Origin of the sequence: Flavobacterium tiangeerense, assembly GCF_007830355.1 — a bacterium.
Lineage (GTDB): Bacteria > Bacteroidota > Bacteroidia > Flavobacteriales > Flavobacteriaceae > Flavobacterium > Flavobacterium tiangeerense.
Map to the genome: position 1 here is coordinate 242729 of NZ_VLKO01000005.1, position 15150 is coordinate 257878.

Annotated in this window: 15 protein-coding genes; 4 read left to right on the plus strand and 11 right to left on the minus strand. The window is 32.7% G+C overall.

Features of this window, described 5'->3' with window-relative positions; translation table 11 throughout:
- Positions 1-40 precede the first annotated feature (40 nt).
- Together fbaA and tamL are read right to left on the minus strand one after the other, a co-directional pair.
- On the minus strand, positions 41-1108 hold the full coding sequence (gene fbaA / locus IQ05_RS07310; RefSeq protein WP_144891512.1) for a class II fructose-bisphosphate aldolase: 1068 nt from the start codon (positions 1106-1108) through the stop codon (positions 41-43).
- A 61-nt stretch (positions 1109-1169) separates the two neighbouring features.
- Positions 1170-3737, minus strand: a complete 2568-nt coding sequence (gene tamL / locus IQ05_RS07315; protein WP_144891514.1) for a translocation and assembly module lipoprotein TamL — start codon at positions 3735-3737, stop codon at positions 1170-1172.
- Positions 3738-3775: 38 nt separating this feature from the next.
- Between tamL and IQ05_RS07320 the strand changes: the two genes are divergently transcribed.
- Positions 3776-4501, plus strand: a complete 726-nt coding sequence (locus tag IQ05_RS07320; protein WP_144891516.1) for a TrmH family RNA methyltransferase — start codon at positions 3776-3778, stop codon at positions 4499-4501.
- Between the two features lie 27 nt (positions 4502-4528).
- Here IQ05_RS07320 and porT read toward each other — a convergent pair whose 3' ends face one another.
- Together porT and ubiE are read right to left on the minus strand one after the other, a co-directional pair.
- Positions 4529-5233: a type IX secretion/gliding motility protein PorT/SprT gene (gene porT, locus IQ05_RS07325; RefSeq protein ID WP_144891518.1), complete on the minus strand. Its 705-nt coding sequence runs from the start codon at positions 5231-5233 to the stop codon at positions 4529-4531.
- A gap of 1 nt (position 5234) precedes the next feature.
- A complete protein-coding gene (gene ubiE, locus IQ05_RS07330; RefSeq protein WP_144891520.1) occupies positions 5235-5966 on the minus strand; it encodes a bifunctional demethylmenaquinone methyltransferase/2-methoxy-6-polyprenyl-1,4-benzoquinol methylase UbiE in 732 nt (243 codons plus the stop codon).
- Positions 5967-6846: 880 nt separating this feature from the next.
- Here ubiE and IQ05_RS07340 point away from each other — a divergent pair.
- Both IQ05_RS07340 and IQ05_RS07345 read left to right on the plus strand, forming a co-directional pair.
- Complete coding sequence (locus IQ05_RS07340) at positions 6847-7950, plus strand: hypothetical protein (RefSeq protein WP_144891522.1); 1104 nt, start codon at positions 6847-6849, stop codon at positions 7948-7950.
- A gap of 14 nt (positions 7951-7964) precedes the next feature.
- The gene (locus tag IQ05_RS07345; RefSeq protein ID WP_144891524.1) at positions 7965-8537 is read left to right on the plus strand and encodes a DUF6705 family protein; all 573 of its coding nucleotides are present in this window, start codon (positions 7965-7967) and stop codon (positions 8535-8537) included.
- Positions 8538-8665: 128 nt separating this feature from the next.
- On the opposite strand, the gene IQ05_RS07350 is transcribed toward IQ05_RS07345, so the two are convergent.
- On the minus strand, positions 8666-9148 hold the full coding sequence (locus IQ05_RS07350; RefSeq protein ID WP_144891526.1) for a dihydrofolate reductase: 483 nt from the start codon (positions 9146-9148) through the stop codon (positions 8666-8668).
- Positions 9149-9163: 15 nt separating this feature from the next.
- A complete protein-coding gene (locus IQ05_RS07355; RefSeq protein ID WP_144891528.1) occupies positions 9164-9493 on the minus strand; it encodes a 2TM domain-containing protein in 330 nt (109 codons plus the stop codon).
- Positions 9494-9733: 240 nt separating this feature from the next.
- Between IQ05_RS07355 and IQ05_RS07360 the strand changes: the two genes are divergently transcribed.
- Positions 9734-10030 carry an isoamylase early set domain-containing protein gene (locus IQ05_RS07360; RefSeq protein WP_144891530.1) on the plus strand — a complete coding sequence of 99 codons (297 nt, stop codon included), beginning with the start codon at positions 9734-9736 and terminating at the stop codon, positions 10028-10030.
- 18 nt (positions 10031-10048) lie between these two features.
- On the opposite strand, the gene IQ05_RS07365 is transcribed toward IQ05_RS07360, so the two are convergent.
- From IQ05_RS07365 to IQ05_RS07385, 5 genes are all read right to left on the minus strand, one after another.
- Positions 10049-10873 (minus strand): thymidylate synthase, encoded by an 825-nt coding sequence (locus IQ05_RS07365; protein ID WP_144891532.1) that lies wholly within the window; start codon positions 10871-10873, stop codon positions 10049-10051.
- A gap of 18 nt (positions 10874-10891) precedes the next feature.
- Complete coding sequence (locus IQ05_RS07370) at positions 10892-12175, minus strand: metal-dependent hydrolase family protein (RefSeq protein WP_144891534.1); 1284 nt, start codon at positions 12173-12175, stop codon at positions 10892-10894.
- A 122-nt stretch (positions 12176-12297) separates the two neighbouring features.
- A complete protein-coding gene (locus IQ05_RS07375; protein ID WP_144891536.1) occupies positions 12298-12921 on the minus strand; it encodes a bifunctional nuclease family protein in 624 nt (207 codons plus the stop codon).
- 149 nt (positions 12922-13070) lie between these two features.
- The gene (locus IQ05_RS07380) at positions 13071-14036 is read right to left on the minus strand and encodes an electron transfer flavoprotein subunit alpha/FixB family protein (protein ID WP_144891538.1); all 966 of its coding nucleotides are present in this window, start codon (positions 14034-14036) and stop codon (positions 13071-13073) included.
- Between the two features lie 101 nt (positions 14037-14137).
- The gene (locus IQ05_RS07385) at positions 14138-14884 is read right to left on the minus strand and encodes an electron transfer flavoprotein subunit beta/FixA family protein (protein WP_144891541.1); all 747 of its coding nucleotides are present in this window, start codon (positions 14882-14884) and stop codon (positions 14138-14140) included.
- Positions 14885-15150 lie beyond the last annotated feature (266 nt).

Sequence of the window (15150 nt, forward strand, 5' to 3'; positions counted from 1 at the left end):
AAAGTTTTGAAACTTTAAACCTGAAACTTTAAACTTTTTATTATAATGTATTCACGTTGTTCAAGTCAGCAAATGCTTGTTCCAATCTTGTATTGAAAGTGATTTCGCTTTCACGCAACCATTTTCTTGGATCGTAATGTTTTTTATTTGGAGCGTCAGCGCCTTCTGGATTACCAATTTGTGTTTTTAGATAATCAATATTTTTAATCATATAATCACGAATGCCCTCTGTAAAAGCAAATTGCAAATCAGTGTCAATATTCATTTTGATAACACCATAGCTAATTCCCTCTCTAATTTCTTCAAGTGTAGATCCTGATCCACCGTGGAAAACAAAATCAACGGGGTTGTGACCTGTGTTGAATTTATTTTGAACAAAATCTTGAGAATTCTTTAAGATTTTTGGAGTTAATTTTACATTTCCTGGTTTGTATACACCGTGTACATTTCCAAAAGCGGCTGCAATTGTAAAACGAGGACTTATTTTAGATAGTTCTTCGTATGCATAAGCAACTTCTTCAGGTTGAGTGTATAATTTTGAGCTATCTACATCAGAGTTATCCACACCGTCTTCTTCACCACCTGTAATACCTAGTTCAATTTCAAGAGTCATCCCCATTTTGCTCATTCGCTCTAAATAGCCTTTGCAAATTTCGATGTTTTCTTCAATTGGCTCCTCAGATAAATCAATCATGTGTGATGAATACAGAGGTTTTCCTGTTTTTGCAAAATGTGCTTCTGATGCGTCTAATAAACCATCAATCCAAGGCAATAATTTTTTTGCGCAATGGTCAGTATGTAAAATTACCGTTGCACCATAGGCTTCAGCTAGTGTATGAATGTGCAAAGCACCAGCAATTCCACCAGCAATGGCTGCCTTTTCTCCAGCATTAGATAATCCTTTACCAGCATTAAACTGTGCTCCACCATTAGAAAACTGAATGATTACGGGAGCATTTAGTTTAGCGGCTGTTTCAAGAACGCTATTTATTGTATTTGAGCCAGTTACGTTTACTGCAGGCAATGCAAATCCTTTTTCTTTAGCATAGTTAAAGATTTCTTGAACTTGATCTCCTGTTGCTACTCCTGGTTTTATGTTGTGTGCCATAGTGTTATTATTAAGTAATTTTTTTAGTTTTTAGTTCTGCAAAAATAGGAATTAAATAGTATTAGAACGGATAATTTATACCAAAATTTAAAACGGAGTTCGTAAAGTTGTACTCTCTAAACCATCTTTTATTTGTTTCATTGGCTGGGTTATAGGTTTTAAAACCCAAATCAAAACGGATAACAAAAAAACTCAAGTCATATCTAAGTCCAAAGCCAGAGCCTATTGCGATGTCCTTAAAATCTCGGTAACTGGTAAACGTAGATTTCTCATCTTCAACATTATCTAGTGCGTTCCAGATGTTTCCGGCATCTGCAAATAAAGCACCTTTTAAATCGCCAAGAACTTTAAATCGAAATTCACCGCTTATGGCAATTTTCATATTGGCTTCATTAAAATCATTTACCGCTCCACTGCTTCCTGGTCCAAGTGCATAGGGTTGCCAAGCTCTATTATCATTTGATCCTCCCGAAAAATAACTTCGTGAAAATGGGATATTGTCAGAGTTGCCAAAGGGAATAGCAATACCAAAAAAAGATCGAAATGCAATTACTTTATCTTTTGTAAGTTCCCAATGTTTGATGTAATCAAACTCAGTTTTAATGTATTCTGAATACTCTAGATTAAAGATTTCATAGTTGCCATTAGAATTTCTTTTTTGTTTTGTTGAAGATGCAAATGCAGACAATAATGTACCTGCAGATTCAATTTTGGTTTTAAATAAATAAAAGGTATTGTCAGTTATATCTTTCTTAGTAGTTTTTGAAAAAGTAAAATTTGTAGCTAGAATAAAATCATTTTCAGTTAATCTTTGTCTTCTTTCTTCAATGCTTTTTACAGATTGAAAATCAGTAGGTTCTATAGGTTTTAAAAATGTGCCACTATTACTCAATACATCATTTGTAAATCCCGAAGTTCCTCTTTCAATAAGAAGATTTTTTGATGTTGGGTTATCGTAATAAGTACTATTGGTGTTGTATTCTTTACTAATGTTATTTAAAGCATTATAGGATGATTTGTAAACATTGAAATAATTTTGAGAATTTAAATTTCGTACAAATTGTGTGTTGAGCAAATCAAATCGTGCTGTATTGTTTTTTTGTGGAGTCCAATTGTAAGATAGTGTACTCGTAAAGTTTTCTTTATCAAGTCCAATGTTTTGTTGCTTAGCAAAACCTACCGTAATCAATGTTGAAGGAATCATGCTTTTTGGGATGATTTTTTCGGTTCTGAAAGGCATAAAAATCCTTGGGATATTTAGTTTTAGATCTAAACCATATTCAGATACATTGAAAAAATTATTATTCGGATTAGCTAAATCTCGAGAGGAGCCAATGTTGCCGCGCACTGCCAGTTCTAATGTTTCGGCACCATTAAATACGTTGCGCACAGTTTCAGAGATACTAACCCCAACACCAAAATCTTGAATGTTAGAATGTGTCACATCAAGAGTGGTACCAAAACTATATTTTTTTCGTGGTGTCAAGAATACTTTAGCAATAAGAGAATGCGCAGTAGTATCTCTCTTATCAACCTCATATTGTATAGAGGGATAATTAAAGATTTTAAGATTGTTCAAATAGCGTGTTGTCAGTACGGTTTTGTTATCGGCATACAATCCTCCTTTTGTTATAAAAAGTGCATTAGTTATGGCTTTTGGTTTGTATTTAAGTTTGTTTTGACTGTAAATTGTAAAGCCATTATACGTCACGCTGTCTTTGATTTGAAACGAATTCAAATTAGGGCTGTAATCCGAAAATATTTTTACATCACTAATTTTATATAGCTTAAACGGTTCCGTTTTAGTGCTGTCATTCATTTGGTATGAATAATTTGCAACCAATAAATTGATGTTTGCTTTATTGACTTTTTTTATAGTATCTACATCAAATGTGATATAATTTGGCTGGAAATAATAAGCGCCATTGTTTCTAAAATGAGTTGTGATTCTGTTTTTTTCATTTTCAAAATCCACTGTCTTATACGTATTGCCAGCTTTAATGAAGCTTGCGCTTTTTATAGAAGTATATAAAGAATCTAGTGCAGGTGTTAATATTGTTGTTTTTATAGTATCCAGAGTATATTCTGAACCAGATATAATATTGTATTTAATTTTCCCTTTTTTTCTTTCAAGTGTGTCAATAACATATGATGCGTTTACATTGAAGAAGCCGTTATTAAAAAAATAATATTTCAATCTGAATAACGATTTATCTGCTTTTTCTTTGTCTAAAATAACGGGCGCCTCTCCGGTAGTTTTTAAAAAATCATGAATGCCATGGTACCAGAAAGATTTACCTAATCGGTCAACTTGTTTTGCAGAAAGCCATTTTGATTTACGATTGTACTTGTTGGGATTATTGGTAAATTTAGCTTGATAAGTTGAATCAGGATTTAAATTTGCAATAGAGTATAAATTAAGTCTTAATCGGTATCCTAGTAAGGTGCTATTTGGTTTTTGATACAATTGATTGAAAATAGTTTCATCAGAAACATTTTTATCATTCACCGTTATTTCATTCTTTGTAAGCAATAATTTGCCCTCAGGAACTCTTTTTACAGCGTTACAGGCACAAATAAGTATTGCAATTAGAATAAATGCAGTTATTTTTGTAGAAATTTTTTTCAAGAGGTCTTAATATATTTAATTCAAAAGTACATTTTTTTATGGTTAGTAAAAACCAAATAAAACTTATAACGAGTTTACAGCAAAAAAAATATAGAATAGCCCATCAATTATTTTTTGCCGAAGGGGTAAAGGGTGTTCAAGAGCTAATAGATTCAAATTTTGAGTTAGTTCATTTGTATACTACCTTAAATGATTTTGAAAATGTTTCTCCTGCCATAAGAACGATGTTACAAGATCAAGACTTGAAGAAAATCTCAGCGCTAGCTACTCCTAATTCTTGTTTAGCAGTATTTAAAATGCCCATAGAAAAAGAAATTAAAACCTCGGGTTTGATTTTGGCATTAGATACTATTAGAGATCCAGGAAATCTGGGAACTATTTTAAGATTGTGTGATTGGTTTGGAATTCAACAAGTACTTTGTTCAAAAGAAACAGTTGATCTTTATAACCCAAAGGTGGTTCAAGCCACAATGGGATCTATTTCAAGAGTAAATGTGAATTATGTTGACTTGAATTTGTTCTTATCTCAAACGCAATTACCAGTTTACGGAACATTCATGAATGGCGAAAACATTTATCAAAGTGCCTTGCCTAAACAAGGTATCATAGTAATGGGTAATGAGGCTAATGGAATATCACAAGAAATAGAATCTAAAATTACAAGTAGACTCACAATACCAAGATTTGGAGCTGTACAAAAAACAGAAAGTCTTAATGTAGCAACGGCTACAGCAATTGTTTTGAGTGAATTTTGTAGAGGCTAATAAGAGACTTTTGGGCTTGAAGTTTTTTTAATGAAATGTAAAATTGATTAAAATTGCTCGAGACTTCAACGATTCAATATTACTAGTCCACGGGCTATTTGGGTCATTGTCTCTAATTAACTCATCGTTAATTCCAAAAACACCTCGAATGGAAGGGGAGAAGATAAAGTATTCTGAAAATACATCAATCCCAAATCCTAATTCGTAATTTGTAGTCCAGCTTTTTACCCTAAACCGTTGCTGTAAGTTATCGTCCATTAATTTGGAATTACTGGATAAGTTGAGCGTCGCAGATAACCCGCCGAGTGCATAAGGTCTAATGTTCCCTGTTCTTAAAGATGAGAATTTTAATAAAAGAGGGAAGTGTATGTATGTGCTGTTTACTTCTCTTAATGCATCACTTGGATTAGAAAAATTAGGGTAGTTTAAATCCCTTTTAGAATAATACAATCCTGGTTCAAAACGCAGATTGATATATTCATGTAGTTTATAATCCCCTATAATACCAACATTAAATCCTGTGGTCTTTTTCACAAGAATATCAGGAGTTTCTGTCTTATAGTCTATTTTAAAATCGAAAGTATTAAAACCCAAGAAAAATCCAAAATACACCTTTTTTTGTTGAAAATTTTCAAGATTTATAATGGGGTCTTTGCTGAAAATACCTTTTGAATTCTGTGCATTTCCAGTAATAATTCCAGTTAAAAATAGGGCAATAATTATTTTTTTCATATTATTTTTTAGATGCTGAATAAATGGTAGCAACCCCAAAAGTTTGTGGTAAAGCTACAACATCTATAAACCCAGTTTTTCTTAAAATATTGTTTAAGGCTTCGCCATATGGGAAAGCTGCTGCAGATTCTGATAAATAGCCGTATGCTACGTTGTCTTTTGAGAATAATTTTCCTATTAGTGGTAGTATGTTTTTACTGTAAAAGTTGTAGCCTTGTTTATAAGGAGTTTTCACGGGAACTGATGTTTCTAAAATAACAAAAACGCCATTAGGTTTTAGTACTCTCAAAATCTCCGAAAGTCCTTTCTCAAGATTTTCAAAGTTTCTTACTCCAAAAGCAACAGTTATGGCATCAAAATAATTGTCCTCAAAGGGCATGTTTTCTGAATCGCCTAAAACCATATCTATAGTTTTAGTCAAATTCTTATCAGCAATTTTACGTTCGCCCACTTCAAGCATTCCTGCAGATATGTCTAGGCCAATGATTTTTTCAGCTTGAGTTTGAGCCATTAGTATTGCAAGATCTCCAGTTCCTGTTGCAATATCTAAAATTTTATTAGGCTTTGACTGGGCTACTATTTGCAAAACTTTTTTGCGCCATTTGATGTCTATTCCAAAAGAGATAACACGGTTGAGACTATCATAATTTCCTGATATGGTGTCAAACATTTGAGCTACTTGTTCTTTTTTACCTAGAGAAGAATCCTTGTATGGAGTGATTTTTTGTGACATTTTTTTTGTTTGTACAAATATAATACAATCTAAATGAACTAGTAATGTGTTTCTATAATTTGACTCAAGATTTATTTTTTTAACGTATTGAAAAAAGATTCTTTCATTTTTTTACAAAAAAATCAAAATATCACTAAAAGTGGGTATTGTGGAGGTGAATTTTAATCTACACATTTGTACCGAAGAAATAAGCATAATAAATGGTTAAAAGACAAATGGTGGACCAAAGCAAATGGATAGTTCTTGCGTTACTTATCTCGTTTGTTCTAGTTAGATTTTTTGAGCGTACTGTTCTACAAAGCAGTATAGAGGTTAAAACGCAACATACGTTCTTAGGATTAAATTTGTTTTTGGAAATTTTAATTTTTTTCGTCTTTAGTACCTTCGTGGTATTTGGTATTAAAGGCTACTTTGAGATGTACTCTCAAAGGTTTTCAAACATTATTATTGCCATATCTGGTATATTATTAATGTTTGTAATTTTTATTTTATGTTATCAGATACTCTTTCTAGAGTAGTTCACCACTTTTAACCAATTGCTAAAAAAAAACATCCTGAAAAGGATGTTTTTTTTTAACTTAAACAATAAAATTCATAATAGAATTAGCATATTTACCAAACTATGAAAAAAAAATAGACCAAAACTACTAAGTTGCTTCTTTTTACTTTAGCTTTAATACTAACTAATTGTCAGGTTGAAGAAAACACATTTAGACAAGGAAGTCAAGTCCAAACGGTAAGCAAATAACAAGCTATTGATTTTATTAAATCAAAAACTACCAATCCGGTTGCAAAATCCTCAAAAATAAATTATGTAAAGCCTAATGTTGAAAACGTAACCCAAGAGGAAATTATAAATAGTAATGAGTCGCTTACTATAATGACCGCATATACCATCCATAAAAAGCATTATAGCAGAATACTTTTGCTGAAAATAGATAATGAAATACAGAGCGTTGTTTTTAGTATGTATTCTAATAATAATGCACGTAATGAACACTTTAATGGCGAAATTTTGATAACTGATTTGAATGGGGTTTTCTTAAATGGATATCGGATTACTAATGGAAATGTAATTTCGCAGTTTATGAAAGGTAATTTTAAAAGTCCATCATCATTAAATAAGTCTTTCTCTAATAATTGTGAAATTCATTCCGATGATGATTCTAATTGCATCTTAAATATACAATCTTTAAATGAAATTGTAATCCCTCCAAAGTCAGGAGGAATAACTTATCTTACTCTAGCAGACCTTTATGGGGACCATGGAGGAGGTTCTTCTAGTACTTGTGAAGTAAATTGTAATTCGTGGAATTATGGTGGAGCTGGTGATTATAGTCCAGTCGAAACAGACCCTTGTGATGAAATAAAAAGCCAGACCACAAATCCTGACTATAAAGCTAAAATTGAAATCCTAAAAGGGAAAACTGGATTAAAAATGGAGACTGGTTTTTCTGAAAAAGCAGACGGAACATTCTCAGAATTGCAAAATGGAAGCGGAGGGACTAACTCAAATTCAATGAGTTTTACAATTGATTCTAATACGGTCGGTTACATGCATACACATGTTGATCCATATGAATCAGGTAGATATAATTCAGATGGAGAGCCTGAATTGCTAGCCCCAATAAAAATGTTTTCTCCTGCCGATGTTGGTAGGTTTCTTGAATTATTGGTTAACGCACAAACTAACAATATTTCAATCGCCGAAGTTTATGGCACAATGATCTCTAGTTCTGGGACTTACAACTTGCGTTTTGATGGAAATATTACCGATGTAAGAACTGATTTTAATTGGAAAGAATTAAAATCATCATATGTAAAAGCTATTGAAGATTATGGTTTAGAAAAAGGATTTTTAAAATTCATAAAAGAAAATGTAGGGGTAAATGGCATATCTTTGTATAAAATAAAGACAAATGGAGCAATCGAAAATAAAACATTAGACCTAAATTCTAAATTAACAACAATCCCATGTCAATAATTAAAAATAACAAAATGAAAAAAATAATAATTATAGGATTTATAATCATAACAAATTTATCGTGTAATGCGCAACAAATTATACCTATTGAAAAAATTATAGATTATAGAAGAACAGAGACAGGATTACCTGAGGGATTGATTTATCTAAAAGATGTTAATAATCTTTTAGATAAATACGTGGGAATTTGGAAAGGAACTTATGATACTAAAAAGTATGAGTTTAGAATAACAAAATTTACTGAAACTAGGGAAAGAGTTAAGGAAGATATTCTTTTGATACGTTATATAATTACTGAAGCAAACGGAACAGAAATAGAAAACACTACAATGTTGCCTGATAATAATTATTTGGTAGTAAGAGGGGATTATATCGATAGATCAAGTTATCTATTAACATATATTGGTAAAAAAGGGAACTGCGGTCAGTCAGGTACAATATTTATTTCAACTTCAATAAAGAGCAATTATAATCAAATGCTACTGTCTTTAGAACCTGAGCAAATGTTGATTTCTGCCAAAGATTGTCCAAACGGTGGAGCTGCTCAAATTATACCAAAAAGCCAAATTACATTAACAAAACAGTAGAATTTTATAACAAAACCCAAATTTTATTTTTTTGGGAATCTTGAAATCTTTTTTTTAATATAAATTGCAGTTTATAAAGTAATGAAAATAAAACAAAAAACATACTGAAAGGGATGTTTTTTTTTGTTTTAAATTCTAATGTATGTTTGATATGTGAATGCGTATTGGTGTTTTTCGTCGGGAGCATGATATTCGGTTGCACTTATTTTCCAGATGTTTAAATCTATTTCTGGAAAGTAAACATCTGCTTCAAAGTCATGATGTACTCTTGTAATGTCAAGTTGATCTGCGTATTGAAGTCCTAGTTTGTATATTTCTCCTCCACCAATAATATATTTGTCTGCATTTTCGGGGCAATGATCTAATGCTTTTTCAAGACTATCTACAATAATACAGTCATTTGCTTCGTATTTTTTGTCTCGGGTAATAATGATGTGTTTTCTATTGGGTAATGGTTTAGGAAAACTTTCAAATGTTTTTCTACCCATTATAATATGATGACCTGATGTTAGCGCTTTAAATCTCTTAAAATCATCTGGTAAATGCCACAGTAAATCGTTGTTTTTTCCTAAAGCATTGTTATCTGCAACGGCAGCAATCATTATGATCATAATGTTATCAGGTTATTATTGTTCGTTATTATTAATTTGAGTTTGTAATTGGTCTATCTTCTTTTTTTGTAAGGCAACCAATCTGTCAATTTGTTCTCTTTCCCAACTTTTATTCATAAAACGATCTGTGATAAATATTTTTATAAAATGTAGCGTAAATAAAAATAACCATACTGTAATGATGTACAAGTACCAATTTGAAATAAAAGAATTCTCAAATAAATGTTTCAAAGTAAATAACAATAAACTACTTAGCACAAAGAGAACAAAATGAAAGTAAAGTCGTTTTTTTTGCTTGATTCTGCGTCTTGCATATTCGTATTGTTCGTGTATTTCTCGTTCCATTTTTTAAGCTTTTAATGTATAAAGATAAAGTTTATTTCTTAAAATGAATCAATTGGAAAACGTATAATTTTGAACGCAATCGATTCACGATTTTTGAATTCAAAATTTTATGCCTGTAAAAATATAAAAAAGTTTAAAAATTAACACTGTTTCAAGCATTTTAGAAATTCTAATAATGAGCGTTTGTATGTTCGTTAATTTTTACTTACTTTGTTGTATAAATCTATAAATGAAATAGTTATGTCTGTTAAAAAACAATTCATCAAAGCTAAACCTGTCTGTAAAGTTACTTTTTCTTTCCCTGCTAAAACAGCTCAACAAGTGGCTGTTGTAGGTGATTTTAATAATTGGGATCCTACGCAAGGTAGTTTAAGTAAATTAAAGAGTGGCATCTTTAAGGGAGTCTTTGATTTGAATAAAGATGCTGATTATGAATTTAAATATCTAGTAGACGGAAACTATGTCAATGAGCCCGAAGCTGACTCCTACCGATGGAATGCCTTTGCTGGAAATGAAAACAGTGTTCTAGTTGTTTAAACCATAACACTGTTGTTATTATACTGCAACACTTCCTTTTATACTGTCATGAGGATCATAGCCTTCTAAAGTGAAATCTTTAAATTCAAATGCAAAAATGTCTTTTATTTCTGGATTTAAGATCATTTTTGGCAATGGTCTTGGACTTCTTGATAATTGTAATTCTAGTTGTTCAAAGTGATTGTTGTAGATGTGCGCATCACCAAAAGTGTGAATAAATTCGCCTGCTTGTAAATTACAAACTTGTGCAATCATCATTGTTAGAAGTGCATAAGAAGCTATATTGAAAGGAACCCCTAAGAAAATATCAGCACTGCGCTGGTATAATTGGCAGGATAGCTTTCCGTCAGCTACATAAAACTGAAAAAAGGCATGACAAGGAGGCAATGCGGCTTTATTATTGGCAACATTTTCGTCAAATGATTTTGTTGTATCTGGCAAAACGGAGGGATTCCATGCTGAAACTAACATTCTTCGGCTATTTGGATTCGTTTTTAATTCCTTTATCAACTCAGCTATTTGATCAATTTCTTCATTATTCCAGTTGCGCCATTGTCTTCCATATACAGGTCCAAGATCACCGTTGGCATCAGCCCAAGCATCCCAAATTTTCACTCCGTTTTCTTGAAGATATTTGATATTGGTATCTCCTTTTAAAAACCATAGCAACTCAAAAATAATCGATTTTAAATGAAGTTTTTTTGTGGTCACCATAGGGAAACCTTCGTTTAAGTCAAAACGCATTTGATACCCAAAAACACTTTTTGTACCCGTTCCCGTGCGATCTCCTTTTTGACAACCGTTTTCCATAACGTGTTGTACCAAGTCTAAATATTGTTTCATGTTTAGTGTTTCAAAACGTTAGTTTTTGTAAATTTTACCGTCTTTCATTACAAAAACTATTTTTTCAAGTGTTTTTATTGTTGTAATAGGACTTTCGTCAACTGCTATAATATCTGCAAGAAAATTTTCTTTTATTTGACCTACAGTATCAGCTATTCCTAATAAGGATGCATTTGTAATTGTGGCGGCTTGTATTGTTTCTAGCGCGGGCATTCCGGCTTCTACCATATAACCAAATTCTTTTGCATTATTCCCATGGGTAAAAACACCTGCATCGGTGCCAAAGGCAATTTTAACGCCCTTTTTATATGCTTTTGCAAAAGTTGCTTTCAGTTGAGGACCTACTTCTCTTGCTTTTGGGACTACAATTTCAGGATAGTACCCATTTATTTCAGCATTTTTCTCTACTTCTTTTCCCGCAGTTAAAGTAGGAACAAGATAAGCGTCGTATTTTTTCATCAACTCCATCGTTTCCTCACTCATAAAAGTACCGTGTTCAATGGTTTTAATTCCGCCAATGATTGCTCTTTGCATACCTTCGTCACCATGAGCATGCGCAGCAGTTAGCATATTATAATCCTTAGCTGTTGAGGTGATTGCTTTTATTTCTTCTAAAGTGAATTGAGGATTTTTGCCGCTTTTTGCAACGCTTAACACACCGCCAGTTGCAGTTATTTTAATCACATCGGCACCTTCTTTATAGCGCTCTCTAACTGCTTTTACGGCTTCTTCTGGTGAGTTTATTACCCCTTCATGTGGTCCAGGATCACCTACAAGCTTGCGATTACTACCGTTTGTTGGGTCGGCATGACCGCCTGTAGTAGCTATAGATTTTCCTGCTGTAAAAATACGTGGTCCTTTTACAATGCCTTTATTAATCGCGTTTCTAATTGATATATTAACTCCAGTTCCTCCTAAATCTCGTACGGTTGTAAACCCTGAAAGTAAGGTTACTTCGGCACAACGAACAGCTTGAAAAGCAATGTCTGCTTCGTTTTCTAGATACTTAGACATATAGCTTTTAGTGTCGTGTTCGCCCTCAATATGAACGTGAAGATCAATTAATCCTGGTAAAACGTACTTTTTCTTAAGGTCTATTTCGATATCATTTGGTTGAGATTTCGATACAAAACCTTCCTGAATCTTTATAATCTTATTTTTGGAAACAATTACGGTGTGGTTTACCAGTTCTTTTCCAGTTAAGGTGTTTAATATTTTTCCACAATGCAAATAGATGTCTTGGCAAAAAGCATCAGTGCTGCATCCTAATACAAGTAGGAGTAAGGCAAGTTTTGTTTTCATAGTTTGATTTATAGGTAATTGTAATCAAATATAGGATTTAATAAAACAGTTTTCTAATAAATGTTTCACTGTTTTAGTATTGCCAATTCTAAAAAATTAGGATCCTTTATGGATTTCTTGTTTTATCGTTTTGAAATTTCATCACGTATTTTAGCCGCTTTTTCATAATCTTCGTTTGTTACAGCTTGATCTAGTAAATCATGAAGTTCTGGCAAAGTATGTTTAGAATAGGTATCTCCGGCTTGATTAGATTCGTCCTCATGACCAAAAGTGTCTGGATTTGATAATACATCGTCTAGGTCTTGATTGTCTTTGTTGGGATCAAGTGGATTTGTTTTTAAGAAAATACCAGCTTTGTCTAAAATGTTTTTATAAGTAAAAATAGGAGCTTTAAAACGCAGAGCCAGCGCTATAGCATCAGATGTTCTAGCGTCGATTATCTCCTCAATTTTGTCTCTTTCGCAAATAATGCTTGAATAGAAAACACCATCTACAAGTTTGTGAATGATTACCTGTTTTACTACAATATCAAAGCGTTCTGCAAAATTTTTAAATAAATCATGAGTCAAAGGACGTGGTGGTTTTATTTCTTTTTCTAATGCAATGGCAATGGATTGGGCTTCAAAAGCACCAATTACAATGGGTAGTTTTCTTTCGCCGTCAACCTCGTTCAAGATTAAAGCGTAGGCTCCGTTTTGAGTTTGACTGTATGAAATTCCTTTTATAGATAGTTTAACTAAGCTCATAATTGTGTTGATGGAAAAGTACAAAGTACTTTTTTTTAAATTAAAAGTAAGTGGCATTTCCTTTAAAAAGAAATGCTACTTAAAAGCAAAGATACAAATATCTTGATTTAAGTAGCATTTAAAATGTTGTAATGATTTCTTTTTCCTTATTAGTTTTGCGCTTTAAAGGCTTTGAATTTTTCAATTAATTGAGGTACAATTTCAAAGGCATCACCTACAATTCCGTAATCAGCAACTTTAAAGAAAGGTGCTTCAGGATCGCTATTGATCACTACCTTAACTTTAGAAGAGTTAATTCCAGCAATGTGCTGTATAGCACCTGAAATTCCAATAGCAATATATAAGTTAGTGGCTACTGGTTTTCCTGTTTGTCCTACGTGCTCTCCGTGAGGTCTCCATCCTAGATCAGAAACTGGTTTAGAACAAGCTGTTGCAGCACCAAGTGTTGTTGCTAGTTCTTCGATCATTGCCCAGTTTTCTGGACCTTTAAGTCCACGTCCTGCCGAAACTACAATGTCAGCATCAGCTATAGAAACTTTTCCAGAACCTTTTTCAACAGATTCTACTTTAACCCCAAAATCATTTTCACCGATTGCTGGGCTGAAGTCTACTTCGGTTGCTGCAACTGGACTTTCAAAAATACCATACGAATTCTTAGCTAAGCCTAAAATCTTAACATCGGTATCTATTTGTGTGAAATTGAAAGCTTTGTTTGAAAAAGCAGTTCTTTTTACTTGAAAAGGGCTTGTAGAAACTGGTAAACCTACCACGTTTGATGCAAATCCAGCCTCAAGTGCAACTGCAACTAGTGATGATAAGTAAATACTGTCTGTAGTGCTAGATAATAAAACTAGTTTTGAACCTTCTTGTTGTGCAGCTTGCTTAATAACGTCAGCGTAAGCTTTTGCAGTAAAACCAGATAATTTATCATTGTTTACTTTAAGAACTTTGTCTACTCCGTATTTTGCTAATTCAGATACATCACTTGCATTAACAGTAACAGCTGTAACTGTTGTTCCTAGCGTTTCAGCCACTTTTTTTGCGTAAGAAGCTAGTTCGAATGCTACTTTTTTGAATTTTCCTTCTGCGTATTCCGCGTATATTAATATTGACATAATTTTTTATTTTAGTCTTAAGGTTTTAAAGTCTAAAGTCATAAAGGGAAGTTATTGTTACTTTCTTTCCTTTCGACTTTCGACATTCGACTTTATGACAGTTAGATTACTTTTGCTTCGTTGTGTAATAAGTTAATTAACTCATCTAAATTATCTGCAGATACCAGTTTCACAGCTGATTTAGGAGCAGGTTTTTCAAACTTAACTGCTTTTGTGTTTACAGTAGCGTCTACTGGTTCTAGGATAGTCAAAGCTTTTGTTCTTGCAGTCATAATTCCTCTCATGTTTGGAATACGCAAGTCTTTTTCTTCTACTAATCCTTTTTGTCCACCAATAATTAATGGTAATGTAGTGGCAACAGTTTCTTTTCCACCATCAATTTCACGTACTGCTTTTACAGCAGTTCCGTCAACTGTTAAGTTAGTACAAGAGTTTAGGAAATTATAACCTAAAATTCCAGCGATCATTCCAGGTACCATTCCGCCGTTATAGTCTAATGATTCTTTTCCAGCGATAACAATATCGTATCCTCCGTTTTTGATTACTTCGGCTAATTGTTTAGCCACAAAAAATCCGTCAGTAGGCGTTGCGTTAACACGAATAGCTTCGTTCGCACCAATTGCTAAAGCTTTTCTTAAAGTAGGTTCAGTATCAGGACCTCCAACATTTACAACAGTAACAGTAGCACCTTGTTGCTCTTGAAACCAGATAGCACGTGTTAGACCAAACTCGTCATTTGGGTTAATTACATATTGAACACCGTTTGTGTCAAATTCAGAATCTCCATTGACAAAGTTAATTTTTGATGTAGTATCAGGAACGTGACTGATGCAAACTAATATTTTCATACCTATATTTTTTATTAATCTTAATTTCTTTTACAAATTTAAAATATTAATTTGAATAATATACTATGCGTGCATAATATTTTTTTAAAATTACAACGTTTTCGTAGCCCGGATAGTAGCGGCATCCTTCTTGTGGCTCCTTTAGCCACAGGAAGATACAGCGTAGAGCCGGAAAAAGCTCCTAAAAATCATCCGTGTAAATCCTGAATTAATTTAGTATGTTTTATGCTTTTAAGTGATTTAAAATATTTATTTTTGCTTTTCGA